The organism is Streptomyces zagrosensis (assembly GCF_014203645.1).
In the GTDB taxonomy this organism is placed as follows: Bacteria; Actinomycetota; Actinomycetes; order Streptomycetales; family Streptomycetaceae; genus Streptomyces; species Streptomyces zagrosensis.
The window spans coordinates 83,674-99,273 of sequence record NZ_JACHJL010000026.1; the positions used below are offsets into that span (position 1 = coordinate 83,674).

General features: G+C 70.5%; 10 protein-coding genes. 3 read left to right on the forward strand and 7 right to left on the reverse strand.

Annotated elements, in window-relative coordinates; translation table 11 throughout:
* Position 1 precedes the first annotated feature (1 nt).
* The 5 genes from FHS42_RS32450 to eccD form a co-directional block, all read right to left on the reverse strand.
* Positions 2–469, reverse strand: a complete 468-nt coding sequence (locus FHS42_RS32450) for a type VII secretion system-associated protein (protein WP_184579223.1) — start codon at positions 467–469, stop codon at positions 2–4.
* Positions 470–559: 90 nt separating this feature from the next.
* Positions 560–880 carry a WXG100 family type VII secretion target gene (locus FHS42_RS32455; protein WP_184579226.1) on the reverse strand — a complete coding sequence of 107 codons (321 nt, stop codon included), beginning with the start codon at positions 878–880 and terminating at the stop codon, positions 560–562.
* Between the two features lie 135 nt (positions 881–1,015).
* Positions 1,016–1,351: a hypothetical protein gene (locus FHS42_RS32460; RefSeq protein ID WP_184579227.1), complete on the reverse strand. Its 336-nt coding sequence runs from the start codon at positions 1,349–1,351 to the stop codon at positions 1,016–1,018.
* Between the two features lie 148 nt (positions 1,352–1,499).
* Positions 1,500–3,041, reverse strand: a complete 1,542-nt coding sequence (gene eccB, locus FHS42_RS32465; RefSeq protein WP_184579230.1) for a type VII secretion protein EccB — start codon at positions 3,039–3,041, stop codon at positions 1,500–1,502.
* Positions 3,042–3,161: 120 nt separating this feature from the next.
* Complete coding sequence (gene eccD, locus FHS42_RS32470) at positions 3,162–4,559, reverse strand: type VII secretion integral membrane protein EccD (protein ID WP_184579234.1); 1,398 nt, start codon at positions 4,557–4,559, stop codon at positions 3,162–3,164.
* Positions 4,560–4,966: 407 nt separating this feature from the next.
* On the opposite strand from eccD, the gene eccCa reads away from it, so the two are divergent.
* Positions 4,967–8,932: a type VII secretion protein EccCa gene (eccCa, locus tag FHS42_RS32475; protein ID WP_312867137.1), complete on the forward strand. Its 3,966-nt coding sequence runs from the start codon at positions 4,967–4,969 to the stop codon at positions 8,930–8,932.
* Between the two features lie 138 nt (positions 8,933–9,070).
* On the opposite strand, the gene FHS42_RS32480 is transcribed toward eccCa, so the two are convergent.
* Positions 9,071–10,267: a S8 family serine peptidase gene (locus FHS42_RS32480; protein ID WP_312867136.1), complete on the reverse strand. Its 1,197-nt coding sequence runs from the start codon at positions 10,265–10,267 to the stop codon at positions 9,071–9,073.
* Between the two features lie 197 nt (positions 10,268–10,464).
* Here FHS42_RS32480 and FHS42_RS32485 point away from each other — a divergent pair, with 197 nt between their 5' ends.
* Positions 10,465–13,767, forward strand: coding sequence for a right-handed parallel beta-helix repeat-containing protein (locus FHS42_RS32485; RefSeq protein ID WP_184579241.1), 3,303 nt, complete (start codon positions 10,465–10,467; stop codon positions 13,765–13,767).
* 114 nt (positions 13,768–13,881) lie between these two features.
* Here FHS42_RS32485 and FHS42_RS32490 read toward each other — a convergent pair whose 3' ends face one another.
* A complete protein-coding gene (locus tag FHS42_RS32490; protein WP_184579265.1) occupies positions 13,882–14,538 on the reverse strand; it encodes a maleylpyruvate isomerase N-terminal domain-containing protein in 657 nt (218 codons plus the stop codon).
* 382 nt (positions 14,539–14,920) lie between these two features.
* Between FHS42_RS32490 and FHS42_RS32495 the strand changes: the two genes are divergently transcribed.
* Entirely contained in the window at positions 14,921–15,391 is a 471-nt protein-coding gene (locus tag FHS42_RS32495; protein ID WP_184579244.1) for an NUDIX hydrolase, read from the forward strand.
* The last annotated feature ends 209 nt before the right edge of the window (positions 15,392–15,600 follow it).

Consider the following 15,600-nt stretch of genomic DNA (forward strand, 5'->3'; position numbering starts at 1 on the left):
GTCAGTCGTCCTTCTTTCCGCCGGACCCGCCGCTGTCGCCTTCGAGGACCTCCTCCACATCGGAGAAGATGTCCAGAAGCTTGCCCCCCTCGATCTTCCTCAGGTTGTCCCCCTCCGCGTCGAGGAGCTCCTTCAGCGTCTCCTCCAGAGCATCGTCCAGCTCCTCGAAGAGCTCCTTTTGATCCTTCAGGATGGCGACGATCGCCTCGATGAACTCCTTGACCGCGGTCTGCAAATGCCCACCGTTGGTTGTCCCATCGCCTTCCATGCCCCCGATCGACAGCGGCAGCTTGATCTCAGCCGGGACGTTGGAGCCGCGCGTACCGCCGGCGATCAGGTTGGCCAGGGCGGGCCCAGCGGTGCTGTCGCCCTGGATGTCCGTGATCGCCGTCAGAAACGTCTTGACGTCGTCGTTCTTGAAGTTCTCAAGCCAGGTCTTGTCGAAGTTGAGGGGAGGCCTGTCCGCCATGCCGGATCTCTCCTAGTCGCGTCCGCGCGGGTGGAGGACGGCCGCCCCGGTCCCCGCTGGTGTTGCCGTCTGGTGTCGTGCGCGGCTAGGTCACCTGCCGACGCGGACGCCCTCCCAGAGCTGGGTCAGGGACTTCTCGCTGTACTGGAAGCCCTCCGACACGTCGGTGAGCAGTGCGGAGTGGCTGGCAAGCAGGGCCTTCATGGAGTCAACGGCCTGGTTCCAGGCGGCCTGCTTTTGGCTGTAGGCCTCCCGGTCGTCACCCTGCCAGGTCTCCTTGAGTGCCTGGAGTTCGGCGTCCAGGTTCACGAGGATGCTGGCGATCGCCTTGGTCTGCTGCACCATGTCGTCCGCAGCGTTGCTCATGTGGGAGTAATCGACGTAGATGTAACCGTCGGTGAAGTCGCTCATCATTGGCCTCGTCTCTCGGTGTCTCTCGGTTCAGTCAGGTGTCGGCGTGCTCGGAGAGGCCCGCGGGGCCTCAGCGGGACGCGGGAGGGTTCCAACAGCCCCGGGAGGGGGCCGGGGCGGCGGTGGCTGGACCGCTCAGCCCTTGAGCGCGTCGAACACGGACTGGGACTGGCTGTACGCCTGGCGAATGGAGTCGTTGGAGGTCGTCTCGGTGTGGCCCTGCGTGCGGAGGGTCTCGGTGAGCGTCTCGACCATGTCCCGGACGTTGATCGAGATGATCTCGGCCTGCTCGTCCCACTGCTGGAGCAGGTCCCGGTATTCCTTGCCGACCGAGCCCTTCAGTCCCGAGGCGAGGTTGAACTTCATGTTCTCCACGTCCTGCCGGCAGTTCTGGACGCCGGTGAACGCCTGCTCCAGGGCCTGGATGCCGTTTTGGGTTGCGCCTGCTTCTGACTGCTGCATGCCCGCCATGGACGTGCACCTCCTGGGTCGCGTCTATCGGGTCCGGAGCATCAACGTAAACAGCGAACTGTTCAGTCTGCAACGAGTTCAGTGGAACTCTTGTGCCAAAAGCCTACCGATGGGAACTCCCGTTACACCACGGCACCTTGACGTCATCTCAGGGACGCCCAGCCGACGTTTTCGCCAGGCCATCCGACACATTCCGTACGGGCTTGGCTGCCTTGAGTGGCTCACAACCGGTCGTCGTCGTTGACCCGTTGCCCGACGACGCGGCTCCCGGGCTGAGGTCGGGGCCGGTCGGCAGCATGGCCAGCAGCGGCGCGGGGAGCCGCTGCACCTGACTCGTCGTATAGCCGAGGGCCTCCATCGCCTTCGCCGAGGCCACCCGGTACTTCATGCCGGTGTCCGTCACCAGGTACACCGTGCCCCCCACGTCCCCGCCCCCCGCGCCCAGCGCGTGCACCAGTGCGCCGCCGCCAGGCCGTACGACGATCCGGCCCACCGGCACACAGGCGGGGGTGAAGCCATCGGGCGGCGGCTGGGCGGCCGGGCCAAGATCGGACCGCCCGACCAGGGCAACGCTCACCCGGGTGCCCGAGCCGCCCGCCTCGATCCGTGCGCAGGGCGTCTGGCCCTGCTCCACGGTCGCGGCCTTGGGCGGGTTCTCCGGGAGGGCCCCGGCGGCGCCGGCTTCGCCGGAACCCTGGGGCTGGGGCGCCTGATGGCCGCGCAGCGCGTCAGCGCCCAGGCTGGCCGCCGCGGCGCTGCCCTCGTACACCTTCTCGCGCGTCTGTGGGTCGCCGAGCACCAGCGCCGCGCTGGTGGCCGTGATGGGGGTCAATCCCTCGCGCCGCAGCAGGTAGTACCGCCCGGCGGAGCCAGGCACCGTGATCTCGAAGACCTCACCGATCCGGGTGTCCTTGCCGCTCAGTCGCGGGCCCTTCGAGCCGCGTCCGGGGACGTCTGGCGGCGCCAGGTCGGGCCCGGACGGCAGGGAGTTCAAGAACGCGGCCGATACCGGTACGGGTGGCACGGAACCGTAGCCGAGTGCTTCGGTGGCGCCGTCCCGCTCGCCGAGCCGCAGCTTGCTGCCCCGCCATACGAGGTAGGTGGCCCGGTCCGGCCCGCGTACCAACAGGCCCTGTGTGGTGGCCAGGCCCTTGCCGTCGTTGGCCACGCTCACGGCGAGGGTGGTGCCGGCGTAACTGGTGGGGGCGCCTGCGCCGAAACCGGTAGCGGTGCCCGAGCAGACCTGCCAGGGGCCGTCGTCCAAGGCGCTGCTCGGGGGCAGCGCGTCGGGCGCCCCGCCGATGCCGACCGGAGCGCCGTGCGGGGTGCCCTTGAGCGAGGCGCTGCGGACCGTGGCGGTCTTCATGTCGGCCCCGGCGAGCAACCGCGCCGAGGTGTAGTTGCGTACGGGGCGCAGCCGGCCGTCCAGGTAGAGGTAGCGGGAGCCGGTGGACTTTTCGATGACCAAGGTGCCAGCCGCTTTCCAGGAGTCCTTGGTGCCGGGCTTGAGCAACCCGAAGACGAAAGCTCCCGCCGAGAAGAGCACGGCGAGCACGATGCCAAGGGCGATGCCCCGATTGGTTCGGCCCTGTGGGCTTTCCGGGGCGTCCGGGTCACCGCGCAGCATGCCGGAGGTCAGGCGCCCCATGACAAACATGTGCGCCTGTACCTGGTCACGGGTGGACTGCACAGCGGAGGCTCCTTCGCGTCAGCGGCGTCTGCGGCGTCATCGGGGCGTGCGGCTCATGAGGTCTGCGGCGTCATGAGGTTGTGCGAGGTCACCGACGTGGTGGTGGCCGGTGTGGTGGGCTCAGCCGCGCAGCGAGCGCAGGGCGCCGTAGACGCCGAGCACCCACAAGGTCAGCGGCAGCAGGCTGATCGCCATGGTCGAGTGCAGCAGTTCCGCGCCGCGGGCCCAGTACGGCACGATGCGCCGGCCTGGCACGGTCCACGAGGCGATCGCGATGACCGCCGTGCCGGCGAGCAGCCCGCTCACCACCAGGAGTCGGGTGTCTGGCGCGGCCTCGTGCGCCGCGTCGTGCACCAGGAGCAGCACGCCCCAGGCCGCGGGCACGATCAGGGACAGCCGTTGCCACGCCTGGCCGAGTCCCCGGGAGTGCAGGAGGAGGAGCAGGCACAGCGCCACCGCCGTGATGGTGGCGGGCAGTCCGCCGTGCCGCACGAGCAGGGTCAAAGAGGCGGCGCACACCACGCCAACGGCCCCGTACAACGAGGTCATCCAGCCGTCAGCGAGCACCGCCCGGCTGGCGACCGCGGCGGTGGGGTGCGGCTCGATGCCCTCCTGGAGTTGCTGCGCGTTGGTGGGCAGTGGCGGCATGCGCAGCCCGGACATCCGGAAGGACAGCGAGGGTACGAAGGCACCGAGCACCACGGCAAGGAGGGCGGCGAGCGCCGCGGCCTGCCCCGGGGCCAGGTCTGCCGTGGTGACCAAAACGCCGGTGAGCGCGCCGAAGGCGGCGACGACGGCGAGGCAAAGGAACAGCGCGGCGAACGAGGCCACCGCGGCAAGGGCCAGTACGGCGCCGCCCGCGCCGGCCGCGGACGCGGCGAGCAGCCGCGGCCCGAGCACCTCCTCGTGCGGGCCGCTGAGCTCGCCGCCGGTCAACAGCCAGCCGGCGAGCGCAAGATAGGGGCTCACCATGCAGCCGAGCGATGCGGCTGCTCCCGCGTCGCCGACCGCGCGGCTTGCGGCGGCTGCCCCGGCGAGCAGCAGCAGCCCCGCCACGGCGGCGCACAGGGCGCGCGGGGTGGCTGAGCCGCCTGGCAGGGCGAGTACGAGCAGCCCGGTCACGAGCGCGGCCACCGCGAGACCGCGCAGCAGGCGGCGGCTCGCTTCCGGGCTCCAGTTGTACGGGCGTTGCCGCATGGTGGTGGCGATGCCGTCCACCAGGTCGTCCAGGTGCACCTCGGGCAGTGCCTCGGTGCGGGGCCTGAGATAGAGGGTTTCGCCGTCGCGCAACCCGAGCGAATCGAGGGTGCGCTCCTCGTCCAAGGGTGGGGCGCCGAGCCGTTGCAGGACCCAGCCCGCGTGCTCGATGCCGGTTTCCTCCAGATCGTCCCCGGCGTAACCGAGGATCGCTGGCAGCAGGTCGGCCACGGGGACGTCGGACGGCACGGCAAGGTCGATGTTCTTGGCGGGGGCACGCACCGTCAGGCGGCACAGGCCGGCCACCTGGTTGTCAGTCATGGAGCTGGTTCACGCCTCTCGGATGTCCGGCTGCTGACGGGTTGGTGGGGTACCGGGGAGTCTGCCGCACGCCGACACGCGTCCCGGGCCCGGCCCCTTAACAAATCAGCAGGTGTGCCAAGTTGGTCCCTGGCGATCCGCTTCCGATGGATCGTAATATCAGCCGCCCGCCGGTTTGGGATCATGGTGAGCGATAAGCACCGCATCCTGGCGATCGTTCGCCGTATCAACCCGGCACGTTTGCCACCCGTACACCAACAGCGTGCTGACCTCGTCGTCTGAGCGGGATTCAGTCTCCTTGAGTCCCGCACTTTCCCGGGCGGTTGAGCGCACCTGCCCTCCGATCGTGCGGCTCCGTACGTCCCCGCACGCCCCGCCCGTCCCGAAAAAGGAGCCCGTCCGTGAGTGTGGTTCTCTTCCGCAGGCCGGCCCGTAGGCGCGGCCCGGAGATGCCCGAGGGCGAGGTGAACCTCCAGGAGCCCCCGGCGCTGCCGGAGGTGGTGCCTGACAGCTCCGCCGTGTGGACCTATCTGCCCATGGCGCTGATGTCCGTGTCCATGATGTTGATGTTCATGCGGCCGGGCATGACCCGCGGCAGCGGCGGCTTCATCTATCTGGCCCTGGGCCTGATGGTGATCTCCGCCGCCGCCATGATGCTCGGGCAGGCCATGCGCCGAAGCAGCGAGCGCAAGCAGCGGCTCAAGGGAGAGCGCCGCGACTATCTGCGCTATCTCACCCAGACCCGGCGCAAGGTGCGGGCCGCCGTCGTGGACCAGCAGCGGGCGCTGGCCTGGCGGCATCCGGAGCCGGCCGCCCTGTGGTCGCTGGTCGGCTCGACGCGGCTGTGGGAACGCCGGCCGCAGGACGAGGACTTCGGCGAGGTCAGGGCGGCCGTCGGGGACCAAAAGCTGGGCCTGCGGCTCACCCCGACGACCACCAGCCCGGTAGAGGACCTGGAGCCGCTGTCGGCGCACGCGCTGCGCAGCTTCATCCGGGCCTACGCCACCGTGCCCGAGCAGCCCATCGCGCTCTATCTGCGGGCGTGGGCGCGGGTGCTGTTCCGGGGTGATGAGGAGCGGATACGGGCGCTGGCGCGCGCCCTCGTCGCGCAGCTCACGACGTTCCACTCCCCCGACGACCTGTGGGTGGCGCTGTGCGTGTCGGATGAGCGGCGGGCGGACTGGGAGTGGGCGAAGTGGCTCCCGCACAGCCAGCACCCGCAAGAGAGTGACGGGGCGGGCCCGGCCCGCATGATCGGCTCGGCCTTCCACGAGTTGGAGGACCTGCTCGGCGCGGAGTTCTTGGAGCGCCCGCCGTTCGACCCCGAGACGGTCCCGGGCCGCGAGGAGCCGTTCACCGTCATCGTGGTGGATGGCGGCACCGTCCCCGGTGGTCATCGGCTGGACGGCCCGGGGCTGCGCAACACCGTGGTACTCGACCTCACCGGCGCGCTGACCTGGCGCCCCGGCCGGGTCACCCTGCGCTTCGAGGTGAGCGACGCCGACTTCGCCCTGGTCCGCACGGACCGTGAGCGCAAGGAGCAGACCACCCGGCTCGGCCGCCCCGACAGCTTCGGCTGCGGCAGCGCCACCGCACTGGCCAAGCGGCTCGCCCCGTACCGCATGGGCATGGGAACCGATGAGACCGAGCCGCTGTCCAGTGATGTGGAACTGTCCTCGCTGCTTGGCATCCCGGATCTGTTCCGGCACGACCCGGCGACGCTGTGGCAGCGCAACACCGGGCCGAACCGGCTGCGGGTGCCGATCGCGGTCGGCGCGGACGGCGCCCCCGTAGAGCTGGACATCAAGGAGTCGGCGCAGGGCGGCACGGGGCCGCACGGCATGCTGATCGGCGCGACCGGCTCCGGCAAGAGCGAGTTGCTGCGCACGCTCGTGCTCTCGCTGGCGCTGACCAACTCGTCCGAGACGCTCAACTTCGTGCTGGTGGACTTCAAGGGCGGTGCGACCTTCCTCGGTTTGGACACGCTGCCGCACACCTCGGCTGTCATCACCAACCTCGCCGGCGAGGCGGCCCTGGTCTCCCGGATGCAGGACGCCCTGCACGGTGAACTCATACGTCGGCAGGAGCTGTTGCGCTCCGCGGGCAACTACACCTCGGCCCTGGACTACGAGAAGGCGCGGACGGCGGGCACGCCCCTGGAGCCGCTGCCGAGTCTGTTCGTCATCGTGGACGAGTTCAGCGAGCTGCTTGCCGCGCACCGGGAGTTCATGGAGCTCTTCGTCATGATCGGACGGCTCGGGCGCAGCCTCGGCGTCCATCTGCTGCTCGCCTCGCAGCGGCTCGACGAGGGTCGGATGCACCAGTTGGAGAGCCACCTGTCCTACCGGATCGGGCTGCGCACCTTCTCGGCCATGGAGAGCCGCGGGGTTCTTGGGGTGCCGGACGCCTACCAGTTGCCTTCGCAGCCGGGCAGCGGCTTCTTGAAATCGGGCGTCGAAGCGCTGACCCGCTTTCGCGCCGCGTACGTATCGGGTCCTTACCGGCGGCGTGGTGGCAGCGCGCATCAGGCCAGGGTCGCCAGTCAGACGGTGCCGTGGACGACCGGCTACGTGGTGCCCCGTCATCTGCCCGCGCCGCCTCCCGACCCGGAGCCGGATGAGGGCGGCGACACGCTCCTTTCGGTGGCCGTAGAACGGCTGCTCGGCGCGGGGCCGCCCGCCCACCAGGTGTGGCTGCCGCCGCTGGACCTGCCATCGACGCTCGACCAGGTGCTGCCGCCGCTGACCCCCGATCCCGAGCTGGGACTGACCACGGTCGGCTGGGCAGGGCGTGGCGGGCTGCGGGTGCCCATCGGCATCATCGACCGCCCCTTTGACCAGTTGCGCGATCTCCTGGAGATCAATCTGACGGGCGCGGGCGGGCACATCGCCATTGCGGGCGGCCCGCAGAGCGGTAAGAGCACCATGGTCCGTACGATCCTCACCGCGCTCGCCCTGACCCATTCGCCGCGGGAAGTGCAGTTCTACTGCCTGGACTTCGGTGGCGGCACGCTGGCCGGCCTTGCGGACCTCCCGCACATGAGCGGGGTTGCAGCCCGGCTGGACGGCGAGCGCGTGGGCCGTACGATCGCCGAGGTCAACACGCTGCTGGCGGCCCGGGAGCGGTTCTTCCTCGACCACAGCATCGACTCGATGGCGACCTTCCGCCGCCGTCGCGCAGCGGGTGAGTTCCCCGACGAGCGGCACGGCGATGTGTTCTTGGTGATCGACGGCTGGTCCACCGTGCGGCAGGACTACGAACGGCACCTCGCGACGTTCAACGCGATCGCCAGCCGCGGCCTCAACTACGGAATTCACCTCATCGTCACCACCGCACGCTGGGTGGAGCTCTCCTCTGCGGTGCGAGACCAGGCCGCCACCCACCTGGAGCTGCGGATGGGGGACCCCATGGACTCCGGAATCGACATGCGGCGCGCCGCCACCGTTCCGCGGCTGCCCGGACGCGGGCTGACCCGAGAGGAGAAGCTCCACTATCTGACCGCACTGCCCCGCATCGACGGCGTGGAGCGGTCCGATGATCTCAGCGAGGGTGTCGCCGCCCTGGTGTCCGCCGTCAAGGAGAGCTGGCTGGGCGAGCCGGCGCCGCCGGTGCGGATGCTGCCGGCCGTCCTGCCCGTGGCCGACCTGCCCGCGCCCGATGGCGACTTCCGGGTGCCGATCGGCCTTGAGGAGGACGAGTTGTCGGTCGTACGGCACGACTTCAGCGAGCACCCGCACATGATCGTGGTCGGCGACACGGAGAGCGGCAAGACCAACCTGCTGCGGCTGACGGCCCAGGCCATCATGAGTCGATACTCCCCCGCGGAGGCACGGATCATGGTGGTCGATTACCGGCGTGAACTCGTGGGGGCCGTCCCCGACGAGTACCGACTCGGCCACGCCGTGTCCATCGACGCGCTGCGAGACTTGATCGACGGAGTGGCCCGGGCGGTGCAAACGCGGGCCCCTGGCCCGGAGATCTCCCCCGCGCGGATGCGGCTGTGCGATTGGTGGACGGGTCCGCGGCTGTTCATCTTGGTGGACGACTACGACATGGTCGGTACGGGCCCGATGAACGCCCCCTTCGATCCGCTACTGGACCAGCTGGCACTCGGGTACGAGGTGGGCCTGCACATCGTCGTAGCGCGCTCCGCGTCGGGCGCCGGCCGCAGTCTGGGCGGCGACCATCTGCTCCGCCGGCTCCAGGAGGTCAACACGCCGGGCCTGCTGCTGTCCTGCCCGCCATCGGAGGGCTACGTCTTCGGCAACACGAAGGGCCGCATCCTGCCCGCGGGCCGCGGCACCCGGGTCGCGCGCCGCAAGACGGTACGCGTCCAGACGGCTCTGTTGGAAGGCAGCACGCCCGAGACCTGACACGCCGCGAGACCGACAGGCCGCGGGGCGCGGGGCACTCGCTGCCGGGCGGGGGTCTAGCGCTTGCTGCGGGCCCCGCAGGGAGCGGATGCGCGGCTTTACGCGTCCGCTCCAGCTTGCAGGGGCCGTTCGCCCGCTCTATCCGCCTTCGGGGCGCCAGCCGCGCGCCTTGCCGCGGGGGACGACCACCATCAGGGCCGCCGTGAGGAGTACCAGGCCCCCGCCGGCAGCCGCGACGATCAGCGCCCGGTCACGCGGCGCCCTGGAGCCCGGCTCCGGGACCCGCGCGGCTGCTGGATGCGGCACGGTGGGGCGTTCTTCGCCGAGCACCGCCGTCATCGCCGCGTACGGGTCAAGGCGCGGCGGCGACGCCGGATAGGCCGCGGCCGTGAGCTGCCGTACGGCCTGGGGGGCCGTCAGCTCGGGCCGCTGCGCCCGCACCAGCGCCGCCGCCCCCGCCACCTGCGCGGCGGCCAGCGACGCCCCCGAGCCAAGGAAGTGCCCCGATCCGCTGGGCCCGACGCTGACCACCGCGTCACCCGGCGCAACGAGATCGATGCGGGCGACCCGCGGGGGCTGCGGGGCCCGGGCCGGCGATGCGCCGTCCAGACCGTAGCTGCCCACGGCCACCACTCCGGGCACGGCAGCCGGCCAATACCAGGGCGTCGTGGGGACAGGCACATCGGGCTTGCCCCGCTCGCGGCTCACCGGGTCAGGGAAGGCGGGCGCGATGACCAGGGCGTCACGCGTACTCGCGTGGGCGACGGCGGCGGTCAGCTCTGCCTTGCCGGTGGGCAGCGCGTACCCCACGTAGATGATGCGGGCCCCGCCGTCGGCGGCCTCCCGGATACCGTCCGCGAGGCGCTGAGGGGTGGGGACACCTCGGGCGTCCGTGCCGCGTACGGCCAAGATGCGCGACTGCGGCGCCACCCCGGCAGGACCGACACCATCCAGGCGGGCAGCAGCGATCAACCCGGCCGCGAAGCTCCCGTGCCCCACACAGTCCTCGTCCGCGCCATCGACCGCCTCCACCCGGCCAACCAGCGCAGCGACATCGCGCCCAACCCCGGTGTCCACCACCGCGACGGTCACCCCCGAACCCTGCGAAAGCGACCAGGCGCGCGGCAGCCCCAAGGCGGGAACCGTCCACGGCTGGGCCTTGGCCCTGATCGTGGAGGCGCGTACGCATGGCTCATCGGATGTCAAAGTGCTGCGTAGGACCGGTAATTCTACGGGCTCCGCCGCCAGGGCGGCCGGTGGTCCGGCGGCCGTCAGCAGCGTGGCAGCCGTCAGCGCTCCCGCTGCACGGAGCCGAGGTATACGGGCGCGTCGCATGATCCGCATATTATGCAATCAAGGTGAGGGCACGCCGACGCGCTCTGCACATCAACTCGCCAAGTGTGCACGCGTGATGAGGCTTCCGTTTGCCTAGCATTCACCGGAGAAATACCGGCGTTCCACTGGCCCCTCCCTCTCGGGCCCCCTCGGACAGGGAGGATCGGCGCTGGCGGCGAGAAAGAGGAGGTGCGAGCGTGTCACGGCAGATGCTCACGGTATGCGCGGATCAACCAGACAGTTTCCCGACGATCGGCGATGCCCTGGCCAAGGCCCGCACGGGAGCGGTGATCCGGGTCAGGCCCGGCCGGTACCCGGAGAACATCACGGTGCGAAACCGGGTCACCATCGTCGCCGATGGTGAGCGGGGCAGCGTCGAGATCTGCCCGCGCCGCGGCACCGCGCTCGTCCTGGTCGCGGACGCGGTGATGCTCACCGATCTGACGCTGCGCGGCGGCACCGAGGACCTGCCCGTGGTGGACGCGCCCCGCGGGCAGGTCGCCATGGACGGCTGCACGGTCATAGGCTCCGGCTGGACCGCGGTACTCGCCCGCGAGAGCGGCGCCGTCGCCATGCGGGATTGCCGGGTGAGCAACCCCAGCGGCGCGGGCATTGTGGACACCGCACCCACCGGCAGTGTCATAGCTGACTGTGTCGTGGAAAACCTCGGCACCTCGGGTGTCGTGCTCAGCGAACAGGCCCGTACGACCCTGCGCGGCTGCCGGGTGCGCGACGCCCGCGGCAACGGCATCCTGGCAAGCGGCGAGGCGCGCGGGCTGATCGAGGACTGTGACGTCTCCGGTGCGGAAAAGCCCGCCATCGCCCTGGAGGGGAGCAGCAGCACCCGCGTGCTGCGTACCACCGTCCATGACACGGCGGTCGGCGTCTATGTGACCAGCGCTTCGCGCCCCACCCTCGAAGAGGTTACGGTCACCGACACGACGGGACCCGGTTTCGCACTCGCCTCCGGCGCCGATCCGGAGCTCCTGCACTGCCGCACCAGCCGCACCGAGGGCAACGGCCTAGCCGTCACCGAGCGCTCCCGCGGGACCTTCCGCGAGTGCGAGTTCGACACGGCCGCTGCCCCAGCAATTCGGGTCCTGGGCTCCAGCACGCCGACGCTCACCGACACCAGGGTCCGAGACTGCGCCGACCCGGCCGGGGCCGTGCTCATCGAGGGCGATTCGGTGGCCGAGTTCGACCGCCTGGAGGTGACGGACGCGGCCGGTACGGGCCTGCTCGTGCGCTCCGGCGCGCATCCGCTGATACGCCACGCGCGGATCGTCTCCCCCGGTGGCCATGGCGTGGAGGTCATCGACGACGGCCGCGGGCAGTTCCAGAACTGTGCGATCGAGGGTGCGGGCGGCGCGGGCGTACGGATCGCCTTGGGCGGCCATCCCGAGGTGCGGGACACGACCGTGAGCGGCGCCGCCGAAGCGGGCATCCACGCCGCCCGCGACGGCATGGGCACGCTGCGGGACTGCCGGGTGCACGCGGCCTCCGCGTCGGGCATCGTCGTGGACGGCGGTGGCGAACTGACCGTGCTCCGTACCCAGATAGCGGAGGCCGGCGCACACGGTGTGCTCCTCGCTGAGGGCGCCCGGGCGACGCTCACCTCCTGCCAGGTCACCGGCAGCCTGGGAGACGGCATCCGGGTCGACAGTGCGGAGCCCGTCTCCGCAACCGACTGCGCCGTACGCGACAACCGCGGCGCGGGGTTGCGCCAGACCCGAGTCAGCGAACGGCTCACGGTGGAGGGCCTGATCAGCGCGGGCAACGCGGTCCCCGACGCCTGGGGCGAGACCCTGGCCGACAACCTGTCGAAGGGACCGGGCGCCAGGCCCGGCACCTCGGCCGCCCGCAAGGCCCCCCAGGGCCCGCTGGAAGAGTTGGAGGCCCTCGTCGGCCTCGCCGACGTCAAGCACCAGGTGCTCACGCTGGTCAACCTCAACCAACTCGCCCAGCGCCGGGCCCGGCTCGGCATGCCCGCGCCACCGATGAGCCGCCATCTGATCTTCTCCGGGCCGCCCGGCACCGGCAAGACCACCGTCGCCCGGCTCTACGGCGGCATCCTGGCCGAACTCGGCGTGCTGCGCTCCGGGCACCTGGTGGAGGTCTCCCGAGCCGACCTGGTGGCGCAGATCATCGGCGGCACGGCCATCAAGACCACCGAGGCGTTCAACGAAGCCTTGGGTGGTGTGCTGTTCATCGACGAGGCGTACACCCTGCTCTCCGACGGCAAGGGCTCCGGCGCCGACTTCGGCAAGGAAGCCGTCGATACGCTGCTGAAGCTGATGGAGGACCACCGCGAGGACGTCGTCGTCATCGCCGCCGGCTACACCGACGAGATGGGGTCCTTTCTCGCCTCCAACCCGGGCCTCGCGTCCCGGTTCACCCGCACCATCGAGTTCGCCAACTACTCGGTGGACGAACTGGTCACCATCACCGAGTCGATGTGTGAGGCGCACCGGTACGCACTGGACCCACGCACCCTGGACGCGCTGGCCGTGCACTACGCGCAGATGACACGGGACGCCACCTTCGGCAACGGCCGGGCCGCCCGACGGGTCTTCGAGGAGATGGTGGACCGCCAGGCACACCGACTGAGCTCCATGGCCGATCCCGCCGAAAGCGATCTGTCACTGCTGCTACCCGAGGACGTTGCGGAGGACGTGGGGAGCGCGCAAGACGGCGCGCACCGCTCCGATGAACTGCTGTCCCAGCTCGACGCGATGATCGGCCTCGGCGCCGTCAAACGTGAGGTGACCGACCTCGTCTCGCTGCTCGCCGCAGCCCGGCAGCGCGCAGCCGCCGGTCTGCCCGCGCCGAAGATCAGCCACCATCTGATCTTCTCGGGCCCACCCGGCACCGGCAAGACCACGGTGGCCCGACTCTATGCGGGCCTGCTGCACTCCCTAGGCGTGCTCGCCAAGGGCCAACTCGTGGAGGTGGCACGGGCCGACCTGGTGGGCCGCTACGTGGGGCATACCGCGCAGCTCACCAAGGAGGTATTCGAAAGCGCCCTGGGCGGTGTGCTGTTCATCGACGAGGCGTACACCCTCACTCCCGAGGGGGCGACGTCCGACTTCGGCAAGGAGGCCGTCGAAACGCTGCTGAAGCTGATGGAGGACCACCGCGACGACGTAGTCGTCATCGCCGCCGGCTACACCGAGGAGATGGGGCGCTTCCTCGCCTCCAACCCGGGCCTCGCCTCAAGATTCTCGCGCACGGTGGAGTTCGAGCACTACACGACGGACGAGTTGGTCAGCATCCTGACGCGGCATGCGTCGGACTCCGGCTACGACTGCGCACCGGAGACGCTCCAGACGCTACGCGCCCACGTCCAGGCCCTGCCACGCGACCGCTCCTTCGGCAACGCCCGCACGGCCCGCGGCCTCCTCGACACCATGATGACCCGCCAGGCCCGCCGCCTTGGCACCATGACCGCCCCCGACGTAACCGACCTGCGCCTCCTCCTTCCGGAGGACCTGTCGGCGTAGCACGGGGGCATTGAGGGCGCGGGGGCGCGCGGGGGTTGGCCCGGGGTGAGCGGGGCCCGGCCCCCCGTACCGTCGTTGCCCTGCCCACGCCAAGGGCCTCGTTCGGCTAGCCGATCATCCGAGGGTGATCGGCAGCCTGCCGGCCAACTCGCCCAGTTCGGCCGTCTCCGCTGCGCTCGGGGCGCGCCGTCCGGTGCCTAGCAGCAGCGCGTCCGTGTCGGAGAACGACGAGGGGAAGGAGAACCCGGCGATCTTCGCCAGCGACTCACGGGTCCTGGCGAGCCCTTCCGCCGGCGGTTGGGCCGCGTCGGTGAGGTGCGCGATCAGGTCGAGGTGGTGCAGCGTCCACTCCAGGACGTACACCGAGAGGTATTCGCCTACGGTCAGGACCTCATCGCGGGTGCTCACGCGCTGGGCAGGGTGAGCGAGTTGGGCGGCTCGGCCGGCGGCAGAGCCGACGTCGTCGAGGTGGAACTTGAGCAGCCAGGCTTCCTCGTACGCGGCGGCTAGTCGGACGGTCAGCGCGTCGAGCGGATCGTCGCCGGTCGGCGGCGTATGGGCGACTTCCCAGTAGGTCACCGCGTCGCGGGTCGGTTCCGTTTCGGCGGGGGTCGCGAGGGTGATCAGGACGTCCTGAGCGTCGATGATCAGATGGCACACCAGGTCCCGCACGAGCCAGCCGGCGCAGCCGGACGGTTGCGCCAAGTCTTCGTCCGAGAGATCGGCGACCGCCGCGCGTAATGCCGCCCAAGAGCGTGAGAAGAGATCCACATCGGCAACGTAATGCGGTGCCGTCATGGCTGACAACCGCATTGTGGCGACCGGCCCACCCCTGAGCTGGACTGGTTTAGCGGGGCTTAGCGATGTCAACTGGCTGTCGGCGCCATGGTTGCTGCTGGTCAACGCGCGACCCATGGGGACCCGGCGGGGTCCCCACTGAGGCGGGCCGAACGCGGCGCGCCCCCTGGTGGGCGCGCCGCGGCGGTAGGTCAGCTCTTGACGTCAACTCCGGTCCATGTGTGGGGGTCAGCGCATACGCGGCGCCTATGTGGCACCTCAAACGGGCCGGTGCGGCTGGAATATTCGACACCTATGCCGACAGCTTCACGGCAGTCTGGAACTCTGCCGATCCCGTTCGCCAGGAGGATTGAACGTGGCACGCTCCGAGTTTTACGACGATCCGGACGCACCCGAGCCGAACAGCATGGTCGTGGCAGCGTCCGCCGTGGTGACCGACGAGGAGGGACGCATCCTGCTCCAGCGCCGCCGGGACAACAACCTCTGGGCACTGCCGGGCGGAGGCATGGACATGAGCGACTCCCTGCCGGGGTGCGCGGTGCGCGAAGTCAAGGAAGAGACGGGCCTTGACGTGGAGATCACGGGACTGGTGGGCACGTACACCGATCCGCGTCACGTCATCGCGTATACGGATGGCGAAGTGCGTAGGCAATTCAATGTGTGCTTCACCGCACGCATCACGGGCGGTGCGCTGACCATCTCCGACGAGTCCACGGAGCTGCGGTTCGTAGCGCCGACAGAACTGGCCCAACTGCCCATGCACCACACACAACAACTCCGCATCCGGCATCACTTGGAGCGTCGAGACTCCCCATACCTGGGTTGACAACGGGTCAACGCGCGACCAGTGGGGACCCTGCGGGGTCCCCACTGAGGCGGGCCGGCCGCGGGGGGGGCCCCGGGGGGGGGGGGGGGGGGGGGGGGGGGGGGGGGGGGGGGGGGGGGGGGGGGGGCGGGGGCCCCCCCCCCCCCCCCCCCCCCCCCCCCCCCCCCCCCCGCGCCCGCCCGGGCGCGGGGCGGGGGGGGGGGGGCGCC

Coding starts and splice junctions, on each gene's coding strand:
- FHS42_RS32450 (WP_184579223.1), bottom strand. CDS start 469: ATGGCGGACAGGCCTCCCCTCAACTTCGACAAGACCTGGCTTGAGAAC.
- FHS42_RS32480 (WP_312867136.1), bottom strand. CDS start 10,267: ATGCGACGCGCCCGTATACCTCGGCTCCGTGCAGCGGGAGCGCTGACG.
- FHS42_RS32455 (WP_184579226.1), bottom strand. CDS start 880: ATGAGCGACTTCACCGACGGTTACATCTACGTCGATTACTCCCACATG.
- eccD (WP_184579234.1), bottom strand. CDS start 4,559: ATGACTGACAACCAGGTGGCCGGCCTGTGCCGCCTGACGGTGCGTGCC.
- FHS42_RS32460 (WP_184579227.1), bottom strand. CDS start 1,351: ATGGCGGGCATGCAGCAGTCAGAAGCAGGCGCAACCCAAAACGGCATC.